Annotated in this window: 9 protein-coding genes and 1 pseudogene; 4 read left to right on the forward strand and 6 right to left on the reverse strand. The window is 39.0% G+C overall.

Annotation, left to right across the window (positions count from 1 at the left end; all coding sequences use genetic code 11):
* From AC2JBO_RS37925 to ispD, 3 genes and pseudogenes are all read right to left on the reverse strand, one after another.
* A pseudogene (locus AC2JBO_RS37925) lies at positions 1–115 on the reverse strand (DUF760 domain-containing protein); the annotation flags it as partial.
* Between the two features lie 112 nt (positions 116–227).
* A complete protein-coding gene (gene scpB / locus AC2JBO_RS37930) occupies positions 228–761 on the reverse strand; it encodes an SMC-Scp complex subunit ScpB (protein ID WP_496958802.1) in 534 nt (177 codons plus the stop codon).
* A 154-nt stretch (positions 762–915) separates the two neighbouring features.
* Positions 916–1,635: a 2-C-methyl-D-erythritol 4-phosphate cytidylyltransferase gene (gene ispD / locus AC2JBO_RS37935; RefSeq protein WP_496958803.1), complete on the reverse strand. Its 720-nt coding sequence runs from the start codon at positions 1,633–1,635 to the stop codon at positions 916–918.
* A gap of 126 nt (positions 1,636–1,761) precedes the next feature.
* Between ispD and AC2JBO_RS37940 the strand changes: the two genes are divergently transcribed.
* Together AC2JBO_RS37940 and AC2JBO_RS37945 are read left to right on the forward strand one after the other, a co-directional pair.
* Complete coding sequence (locus AC2JBO_RS37940) at positions 1,762–2,724, forward strand: glycosyltransferase family 9 protein (protein ID WP_496958804.1); 963 nt, start codon at positions 1,762–1,764, stop codon at positions 2,722–2,724.
* A gap of 1,700 nt (positions 2,725–4,424) precedes the next feature.
* Entirely contained in the window at positions 4,425–5,177 is a 753-nt protein-coding gene (locus tag AC2JBO_RS37945) for a hypothetical protein (protein ID WP_496958805.1), read from the forward strand.
* Positions 5,178–5,367: 190 nt separating this feature from the next.
* Here AC2JBO_RS37945 and AC2JBO_RS37950 read toward each other — a convergent pair whose 3' ends face one another.
* Positions 5,368–5,838, reverse strand: coding sequence for a CRR6 family NdhI maturation factor (locus AC2JBO_RS37950; RefSeq protein WP_496958806.1), 471 nt, complete (start codon positions 5,836–5,838; stop codon positions 5,368–5,370).
* Positions 5,839–5,855: 17 nt separating this feature from the next.
* Positions 5,856–6,737 carry a 4-hydroxybenzoate solanesyltransferase gene (locus tag AC2JBO_RS37955; RefSeq protein ID WP_496958807.1) on the reverse strand — a complete coding sequence of 294 codons (882 nt, stop codon included), beginning with the start codon at positions 6,735–6,737 and terminating at the stop codon, positions 5,856–5,858.
* A 202-nt stretch (positions 6,738–6,939) separates the two neighbouring features.
* Here AC2JBO_RS37955 and AC2JBO_RS37960 point away from each other — a divergent pair, with 202 nt between their 5' ends.
* Positions 6,940–8,586, forward strand: coding sequence for a Ppx/GppA phosphatase family protein (locus AC2JBO_RS37960; protein ID WP_496958808.1), 1,647 nt, complete (start codon positions 6,940–6,942; stop codon positions 8,584–8,586).
* Positions 8,587–8,644: 58 nt separating this feature from the next.
* On the opposite strand, the gene AC2JBO_RS37965 is transcribed toward AC2JBO_RS37960, so the two are convergent.
* Positions 8,645–9,661, reverse strand: a complete 1,017-nt coding sequence (locus tag AC2JBO_RS37965) for an acyltransferase family protein (protein ID WP_496958809.1) — start codon at positions 9,659–9,661, stop codon at positions 8,645–8,647.
* 208 nt (positions 9,662–9,869) lie between these two features.
* On the opposite strand from AC2JBO_RS37965, the gene AC2JBO_RS37970 reads away from it, so the two are divergent.
* On the forward strand, positions 9,870–10,925 hold the full coding sequence (locus tag AC2JBO_RS37970; RefSeq protein ID WP_496958810.1) for a DMT family transporter: 1,056 nt from the start codon (positions 9,870–9,872) through the stop codon (positions 10,923–10,925).
* Position 10,926 lies beyond the last annotated feature (1 nt).

Below are 10,926 nucleotides of genomic sequence, written 5' to 3' on the forward strand. Positions count from 1 at the left end.
GCTGGTGTTGGAGATACTTGAGTAACGGATTAGGGTTTTCCTCAAAGCTCTCAAAAGGAAGCTGCGAAGTGTGTTCATCGAAGCTGTCATTCAAAAAGTTAGGGTCAAATACCATTGGCTATTTTTTTAGCTTAATTGCTAATTCTACTCTAAACCATAGCATTGTTGTAAGCCACATTCCTCCCACAATAGGGTGAATTAACAATCCCTGAGTGCGCGCGGCTAACTTAACTTGCTTCTACTTGTGGTAAGAGTTCTAATTCTAACTGCCGTTCTTCTTGTCGGGTGACAAAAGGTTGGGGAAGTTTTTCGATTTGGAAATATTGGTGAAACTTCGATGTTGTTTGTAGTGAGTATGAGCGCGAGTCCCCGTCACGACGTTTACGGATAAAGCCTTGCTCAACTAGTTCCGTAACATGCTGGTATGCTCCTGAACCACGCACTTCTATCAAATCACTTTGTTTAATTGGGTTGTGCAGCGCTATTGCCGCCAAAGTCCGTAAGGCACCTACACCTAACTCTACAGGAATAAGTGTTTGTACTAAATCTTGATAATCTGAGCGTACCTGTAAGGAGTAGCCACTAGGTGTTTCTACTACTTCTAGAGCAGTATCTCGACGGGCATATTCGTCAATTAACTCGATAACTCCTTCTTCTGCCGCCATACGGTCACACGCGGCATACTCGGCGATTTCACCGATAGACAAGGGTCTGCCCTTCAAATAGAGAATTGCTTCGATTTTTGTCGCTGCTATACTCATGGCTTAGTGTTATTGGTCATTGGTCATTAGTCAGCACGTCACTAATTTAATTAGCATCTTGTACTAATTATTAAACTGTTAATAACTATTGGTTAGGCATTAACATTTATATTAAAGACAATCGGACGAATAACAAGTGGCACGCATTGTATCATTATATTTTGATAGCGTCAATAGTACTGATTGATATTTTCTTAACCCTCTGATTAAGAATAAATTCAGCAATTGCTAAATCTTGAGGCGTGGTCACTTTCAAGTTCGTTTCTTCCCCTTCAACGATTTTGACGTTGTAACCGCATTTCTCGAATAAAGCTGCATCGTCAGTAACTTCCCAACCTTTGTCAACTCCTTGTTCATGGCACTGTTTTAACAGCTTGACATCAAATCCTTGGGGAGTTTGTGCAGCCCATAAGTTTTTTCGGTTGGGTGTGCTTTGAATTATCCCACTAGAATCAACAACTTTAATCGTGTCTTTTACGGGTATTGCTGCAATTAAACCAGGTATTGAGCGCACTTCAGTCGCACACCTATCGAATAGTGTCGGAGTCGCAAGACATCTGGCGCCATCATGAATTAGTACTTGTTCTGCATGACTTGGCAGCGCGTTTAAGCCATTGTACACAGATTCTTGGCGAGTGGCGCCGCCTTTAATAAGCTCTACTGTTTTGCTCAAGTTTAAGCTAGCTAAAATTAGCTTCAAGTCTTCCCAGTCAGTAGGCTGGGATATAATACCAATCCAACGAATTGCTTGTGAAGCTTCTGCGGCAAGTAATGTCCAAGCGATGATAGGACGCTCCAAAAGCGAGAGTAAAAGCTTATTACGCTCGCTTCCCATGCGTTTGCCCACACCCGCAGCAGGAATTAATAGATACATAGTAAGAGGGAAAAAGGGTGGTGGAAAAGTAGTTTACCCCAAAATTTACCCTTTGGTTCCCCTTTCCCCAATTAACCAATAAAATAATGAGCGAGTCAGCCGTATAACAAAGCTTAAACAAGAATTATGCGAGTAGTAGCCCTTGTCTCAGGTGGAATAGGCGACCAGGTTCTGTTTTTTCCCACCATCGATACCCTCGCGCGCCGTTACCCAGACGCGCAGATCGATGTCGTTGCAGAACCCCGTTCAAAGGCTGCTTACCGGGTAAGTAAGTCAGTTTCAGAAGTGTTAACATTCGATTGGAAAGACCGTAATAGCTTGGCTGACTGGGGTAACTTAGTTGGCACAATTCGTGACCGTGAGTACGATATTGCAATTACCCTGGAACAAAGCTGGGCTGTTGGCCTAATTCTATGGTTGACTGGAATTCCTACCCGTATCGGCTTTCAAGGTAAAGGTTCGGGATTTTTGACTAGTAAAATTCCAATCAACTCCAACCAGTACATTGCTAGTACTTATCATGATTTGCTAAAAGGCTTAGGTATTAATTCTCCTTGTCCTGAATTAACCCTCAATGTTCCTTCTAGTGATATCGAATGGGCTAATAATGAACAAAAACGACTTGGAGTTAAAGATACGGGGTATGTACTAATTTATGGTACTGGAAGCAAAGTTACTCAAGAGACCGAATTGAATAATATCTACCCACCAGAAAATTGGTCGCAAATAATTAAAAATTTTCAACTCAAACAACCTGATATGCCGATAGTCGCGGTTGCTCTTAAGGACAGTGAAGAATTGGTAGGTACTCTTAAAGAGTCGGCGCCAAATCTTAAAGTTACTACCCCCGATAATGTCGGTAAATTAGCCGCAATGATTGCTGGCGCCAACTTAATGATATGTACCGATAGCTATCCCATGCACTTAAGTGTCGCAGTCCAAACTTTTACAGTCGCTTTATTCGGCGCCGGTGACAACACTAAGTTGCTACCAACTCAAAACGATAAATTCCTTGCCATTAAATCACCCACTGGTAAAATGGCTGACATTCCATCTCAGACCGTTTTAGACAAAATTTGGGGTGGCTAGTTAGTTAATTAGTTCATTAAATTTTTCGCCCACACTAGGCAGGCTCGTTTGTCTGCCTTGATACAAATTACAAGTTCAAATAATTTTATTTCATATAAATTAAATTAAATATCAAGAAACGCTAAATAAACCTTAAATAATTACGTTTATATCTATGTAAAAAAAAGGTTTTATATATCAAAGAATTAAAATGACTGTATCCTTGTAAACAAAAATAAATACTTAATATTTTTTTTAAAGCTGTATCAAAAAAGAATTTTATATAGTATTATTTGAAAGGCAAGGTAGAAAAATAACAAATAGATTATTTGTACTAACCTACCGAATTGATATTTGAATTATGGCAGTAGTTCAATTAATAGTTTGAAAGTTACCAAGTTTACAGTTTGTAACGGAGAAAACAAAAATAAGTGAAATTACTTCCAAGTCAAAGCCAGTTTAGAAGCAGAAAACTTGATTGATTTATACAGCTACGAAAAGGCTAAATGGTATTTGATAGTAGTACTTCAAATACAAACGCACGGTGATTGTGATTAAGTTTAATTTATTTATTTTTATAGGTTCTACACGCGGACTTTAGGTTTCAAGTAGACTTTATCCTTTACAAATTAAATAGTTTTGATTGTAAGTTAAGCCATTACTAGTGCTGACGACTCGATTAGCATAGAAGATTGCAATGCTGACAATCAAGTGCATTGTATAACATTTAAAAAGCTTAAGGAAAATTGTTATTTTTCTTACAAGTCATCGACGAAGAAAATAGGTTTCTATCCTTCATCTGGTCTTAAAACTAACATTCGTGGTTATCAGGCAGTATGTCTAATCTATTGTATTTCTTAATACCTATTTTCAGAGTTAAATGAGTGGTGTGACCCCTCTGTACAAAGTGAGGCTCAACTGAGTAATATATTAATCTTTAAACGAAGGCTTTGGATCTGAGGTTAGTGCATTAAATAGTTAGAGACGTGGGGAGCATTTAGGCGCCTGAAGTGAGAATTCGTAAACTACCAGTTCTCACAGGTTTTGGCTTGTCGTGTCACTTGAGCTTACAGATTTAGGAGAGTTGTGGTACTAGCATTATACCTTAAAGGCTTACATAGTAAGGTTTTCCAATTTGCCAAAAAAAAATTGAGATTTTTTAGATTAATCTGTTAGTTCCGATAAATCTTTGGGAACAATATAAAGGCAAAAGCAAGGACGCATGTTTGTAAGTCTTTGTGCATTGCTTTTATTTCACTTATCACCGCCGATATTGCATCTATTTTGATTTGTCAAGTATGTTATTTAACAATTAGCAAACTTACATTTGAAATTAGAGCAGCAGCATCTACCTAAAGAAGTAAATCAATGTAGAAAATTGATAGGAATACTTCTAAAGATGGATGTAAAAAAAGATTCGTTAAGTGACTGAAAGTTATTGCGTGCATCTTAAATCAAGAAAGTAAGTTAGAAGTTTGGATTCATGTAACAAAACAATCTATCGAAATAAAAACGTTTGGGGTAAAAGTAAGATAATTCTTTGACAGAAGGGCTGAGGTTGTCTGCTTTTATAGGTGACATAAAAGTTACTAGTGTTTTTATTTTGGTGTGATGTACACAGGTAAGATATAACCGCCATGTTCTGTGTTCCAGCTTCCCTCTTGCCGTAAATCAGGCGCATCTACAGACAGATTTGATACCCTCAAGAGGACAATAATAAAATGGCGATTCAATTACATAGCTTTGTAACTAGCGGCAAACGATACATCCAAGTGGAAAGTCAGCCACTTCACATAACTGGCATATTGAAAAAAATCATGGAGTGTATAAAATTACGTGGATATGACATAATCGATATTCACAATGCTTATTACCACTGTGAGAAAGATGGTACAGTTACCTTCTACCAGGCTGATAAACAGGGAGCAGAGAATCCAGGAATCTGGACTTACCTTTTGTACGAATGTCCTAAAGGTCAAGAAAAAGTATTTCGGGATACAAATATTGATACAAGTCTCTTGCCGCTTTATCGACTTTTAGCAGGTGACAAACTTGTTCAAGAGGCTGTAGATATTAATGAGTATCTTAAATATAGATATCAGGAAAACAAATATCTAGATGTCCACCTACCGCCAAATTGGAATAATCCAGAGGGCAGGAAAATTTCTAATTTGTTATTTAGAGAATATCAAGTATTTAATGCCTCAGCTATCTTTTCGGAAACGGTAGGCGAAAATTATATGCAAGTTGTTATGAACAAATTTATCGAAGCTGCATCATTAATATTGGAAGCAGGTGGAAATGCAATTGAATTTGAATATATGCAGCACGAAATATTGAAGCAGGTTCAAGTTGATGAGATGGCTAACTTGATTTTAGAGTTAAATGATTACCGTGTTTGGCAAGCTTTGTTACCTAGTGAGTCGAAAGCTGTTGAGTATGCTTTTAGTTCGGCATTGAGTCGTATGAGTTAACCTTTGCCCCTACCCTCCCCTAGAAGCTACCTTGTACACATATTTTTTATAACCCCCTTATATTCTTCTCTTTGTGTCCTTTGTGTCTTTGTGGTTTATCTCTTTAAAGAACCACAAAGACACAAAGGACACAAAGAAAGATAAGAAAAAGATACTTGTGTGTACACGGTAGCCCCTAGAAGGGGAGAGGTTATAGCATTTGAAATAGTTCGTCTTCTAGGTCGTACCCTAATAGTTTTGCCATTGCTTTGAGTCGGGACTGGTGGGGTATTTTTTGTTGTTTAAGCCAGTCGGTCAAAACAAAAATCTTGCCCATTAAAAATATTTCTAGTGCTTCCGGATTGTATTGTATTCCTTCTTTTGTGAACTGATGCGGTACTAACATTGCTGTGTACCGAGTAAATTCCTTTTCTTGCCAATTTAGCAGAAACGGTAGCCACGGGTAACGTGTATCAAGACGTACAAACCATAAACGGACTTCGGGTATTTCTGAAAGTTCGCGCGGGTCGTCTGCTTCTCTTGCATAATCAATATTAAAAACTAGCTGTTGTTCCTGAGTAAGAATTGTATTCCGGTCGAGAATTTCTTCTATTACCTTGACAACTGGTGATGTGTCCAAAGTATTAATTTGGTTACTATTAATTGTAATTGTAGTTGACATTTACTTTCTCAATATCCTCACACCAAGTTACCAGCTATCATTCCCGCTAGTAAAATAAATCCGATCCAGACATTTTGCCTAAACATCTCGCTATATGCTACACTAGAAACGGTGTCATTTTTGAGGCTTACGAATTGCCAAGCCCAGCCAATAGCTGCAACTGCAAGACTTAGCCAAAAAGCAATATGAAGATTAATAGTTAAACCAAGCCAGCCGAGTAGGGCAACAGTACCAATGTAAAAAGTAGCAATTGCAGTTGGGGCATAGGCGCCGAAGAAGAGAGCGCTGGAGTTGATACCGATGCGAGAATCGTCTTCTCTATCGCTCATTGCGTATACAGTATCAAATCCTAAAGTCCACAGTACAGTGGCGCCCCATAGTAACCAAGTTGGTTGCTCAAGATTTTTTGTGACAGCACTCCAGCTAATTAAAACGCCGAAACCCCAAGCGATGGATAATACTAACTGGGGAACGGGGAATACTCTTTTGGCGCCTGGATACAAAACAATAACAGGAACAGCGGCAACGCATAACCAAAAAGAGAGCGCGTTCAGATAAAAAGCAAGAACAGCTGCACATGCCATAGACACAATGGCAACAGCGATGCCGACTTTTACAGATAGCGCGCGTGAAGCAATAGGACGGTTTTTAGTTCGTTCAACTTCAGGGTCAATGTTTCTATCCCATAAATCATTAATTACACAACCAGCAGCACTAGTAGCAAGGGTGCCAAGCACTATCACTAAAACCAGAGGTAGTGGAGGTTTTCCGGCTGCTGCTAGGAATACAGCCCATAAGGCAGGAATCATTAAGATTAATCTTCCTTCGGGCTTATGCCACCGTAAAAGCTGAATTATAGCAACAGCAGTGCTTTGGTGGTTTTCGAGCGTCTTTAACATGGCAGGAAAATTATGGAGCAAACAATATTTAATACATCTTCACATTTATAGGATAACTTTTTTTGCTATTCATTAAGAATGTTGATCGATGATGATATTTGAAATACATTTCATTTGTCGTGTTGATGATAAGCAGCGGAGAGTGAATTGTGTTAAGTGTTTGTTCGGTGAAAGAGCGGTTCGTTCATAGAGATAAGTAACAATGGTGGATTCAATTTCGGCTAGCTTTTCGGTTGGATTAACAACAGTTGACCTACAACGGATAATTGCTGCTATTGATTTGGGTACAAATTCTTTACATATGGTAATTGTACGGATTGAGCCGACATTGCCAGCGTTTAGCATTATTGCTAGAGAGAAAGAAACAGTTCGACTTGGTGACCGTGATTTAGAGACAGGTAATCTGAAGCCTGAAGTCATTGAGCGTGCTATTGCTGCACTACGAAGGTTTCGGGAAGTTGCAAAAACATTCAACGCCGAAACTATTATTGCTGTAGCAACTTCTGCTGTACGCGAGGCGCCTAACGGCAGAGATTTTCTACACCAAATCGATGTTGAATTGGGGTTAAAAGTTGACTTGATATCGGGTACTGAAGAAGCACGCCGAATTTACTTGGGTGTGCTGTCAGGGATGGAGTTTAACAACCAGCCTCATATGATTATCGATATTGGTGGCGGTTCGACTGAGATGATACTAGGTGACAGCCACGAGGAACGGGTTCTCACTAGTACAAAAATTGGCGCCGTCCGTTTGACTAGCGAATTAATTACCACCGACCCAATTTCTAGTAACGAGTTCGACTACCTTCAAGCATATTCAAGAGGAATGCTCGAACGTTCAGTAGAAGAAATAGTCGGCGACTTGCGATTAGGTGAGTCACCCCGCTTAGTTGGAACCGCAGGAACAATTGAAACTTTGGCAGCAATTCACGCGCGTACACATTTGGGTTTTGTACCTTCAACGCTCAATGGTTATCAGTTTCCGCTGCGAGATTTGCGCGAATGGGTAAACAGTTTACGAAGCATGACTTATGTGGAGCGCGCGGCAATTCCCGGAATGCCAGAAAAGCGTTCAGAAGTTATTCTTGCAGGTGCGGTAATTTTACAGGAAGCAATGACGCTACTGGGATGTGAGTCAGTTACCGTCTGCGAACGTTCTTTACGCGAAGGTGTAATCGTTGATTGGATGCTGACTCACGGTTTAATCGAAGACCGTTTGCGCTACCAAGGTTCAGTACGTCAACGTAACGTCCTCAAAACAGCTAAAAAGTATCACGTAAATTTGTCCCACAGCGACCGTGTAGCAAACTTTGCACTCAGTATATTTGACCAAACCAAAGGTGTTTTGCATAACTGGGATAACGAAACACGTCAATTACTTTGGTCAGCGGCAATTTTACACAATTGTGGTCACTACGTTAGCCATTCTGCACACCATAAGCACTCTTACTATTTGGTTCGCAACAGCGAATTACTTGGTTATACGGAGACAGAAATCGAAATCATCGCTAATATCGCGCGCTATCACCGTAAGTCTCCACCGAAGAAAAAGCATGAAAACTATCGTCTTTTGGTGAGCAAAGAGCATCGTTTGATGGTAAATCATTTGAGTGCTATATTGCGCTTGGGAACTGCCCTTGACCGCAGACAAATTGGTGCAGTATCGCGCGTTCATTGTGACTACAATCAACAAGCAAAGCAATTTAAGTTAAGAATTCATCCATCAAACCCTAACGATGATTGTGGGCTTGAACTTTGGAGTTTAGACTACAGTAAAGAAGTGTTTGAGCAGGAGTTTAATCTCGAAGTTTCTGCAATTTTGGAACCAACTGTAATTACTGTTAGCTAATCATCTTGTAGCACAGGCATTTCTGCCTGTGTTATGTATCTGTACACAGAGCAAGAAATTAAGCGATAAATTGTTTTAAACTAGTTGACTTTAACAAATAAATTGATAAAACTGTTAACAACATTACAAAGGTGCCAACTAAAGGAAATATGATATTTAAAGGAATTACAGCTATACTTGGAAGTAAACTTATTTCATAATGTTTAACTAACAAAAATAGTAATGACTGCCAGTATTTATGTATTGCAAATAATCCCAGTGAGTATTGAGATAATTTTTGTATATACCAATTTTCTGGAACTTTGAGGGTATAAACATAACAGAAGATAGTTAAGGCGCCGCAAACTACAGAAATTCTTCCATATATACTTTGATTGTAGCCATAAATACGTAAATATATGTCATGAAGTGAAAATAAAATGTATGCTATTAAGTAATAAAACCTGAATTTTAATACTTTGTCTGAGTAGTTAGCAATGTAAAAAGCTATTGGGATATAAAGAATAAAATTTGATAACCAATGATAGGGAATACTGGAATTACCCATACCAGCAACTTCAAAGTATAACAAAGAAAATATAATAGTCACAGAAGAGATAATTTTGACAAGTTGTCTAGATTTAATTTTGTTGAATAAAAAACTAACTATAGTTAACACCATTAAATTAAATATAAAATAAAAAACTGAATCACCAGCAAATGGTAAGCTAGGTTTTAAGCCAGTGATAATGTCCCAAGAAAAATCAGGAAATTCTCTAGTGACGACAAACAAGAAAATATTGTGAAATATCGACCAAAATGTAAATATTTTAAAAAGCTTGATTAATCTAATTTTTAGATATTCTTTGTTTGGCTTTTTGAGAAAGAATAAGTATAGAGAAACAAGGAAAAATACAGGAACTGCTATTAAAGAAAGTTGTAGCTCTAAATCTCTAATAATTCGAGCAATAACGACGACTATTACATGTGTATCCTTATTTATAACAAAGCTAATCGGGCGTAAATGCCAAATTAAGACAAAAATAATGCTAATGGCTTTTAAGGCGTCTAATCTGTGGTCTCTTTCTATGTTCATTGGTTTTTAGGGAAACTCGTTTCTGTCCATATGGTTCCCGAAATTAGGTGGGACTGCACAGGCAGGAAATCACAGGTAGGAAATCACAGGTAGGAAATCACAGGCAGGGATGCCTGTGCCACGTAAAATTTCTTCACAAATCGCAATGTGCCCGGTAAAATTAGGTAAAGCAATCGTTATGCGTCGTTAAAATAAAGGCTTTGCCAAAATGCAACTGAACGAGCGTGCATCACGCCTCCCCCTAGCTCCAATACTGTTAATTGCGCCATTTTTCCTTTGGGGAACGGCGATGGTGGCAATGAAAGGTGTAATAGACCATACTACGCCGATGTTTATGGCTGGGGTACGGATAATACCAGCAGGTATACTTATATTGATTGTTGGCGCCCTATTGGGAAAACCTCAACCAAGCGGCTTAAAAGCGTGGTTATGGATTACGTTATTTGCCTTGGTAGATGGCGCCATGTTTCAAGGATTCCTCGCTCAAGGGTTGGTACGGACAGGCGCCGGTTTGGGTTCAGTGATGATTGACTCACAACCCTTGGCAGTAGCGCTAATGTCATTATGGCTATTCAAAGAACGCATAGGACTGTGGGGATGGTTGGGATTAAGTCTAGGTGTTGCGGGTATTAGTTTCATTGGTTTACCAGAGCAATTAATTCTCTCGCTAATTTCAAGAACTGATATTGGTTTTTCGTCTCAGTCACTGTTACTGTCACCTTACTCACTGTTTGCAAGTGGAGAATGGTTGATGCTGCTTGCCGCTTTATCAATGGCAGTAGGAACAGTTTTAATTAGGTATGTAACAAAACACGCAGACCCAGTAATGGCAACTGGATGGCATATGATTATAGGCGGATTGCCGTTATGGGGCATTTCTGCTGTTACAGAAACACAGCAATGGTCTAATTTAGTCAGTTCTGATTGGATAGCGCTCAGTTATGCCACAGTTTTCGGAAGTGCAGTAGCGTATGCTTTGTTTTTCTATTTTGCTTCGAGCGGTAATTTAACTTCTTTGAGTTCGTTAACTTTTCTAACGCCTGTATTTGCGTTATGTTTCGGTAATTTATTGCTCGGAGAAGTTCTAAGCTCGATACAATGGATAGGTGTCGGTTTAACTTTAATTAGTATTTACCTGATTAACCAACGTGATATCCTAGCGAGAACCAAAAAAATAATCCCCGCCAAGGAAATCAATCCCGTACAGCAAAATACTTTAACTGTTCCTGTACGCAAATCAGAATCGGAAGCGATGCATTCTTGAG

This window comes from Calothrix sp. CBUCES-K 9914 (assembly GCF_059640475.1).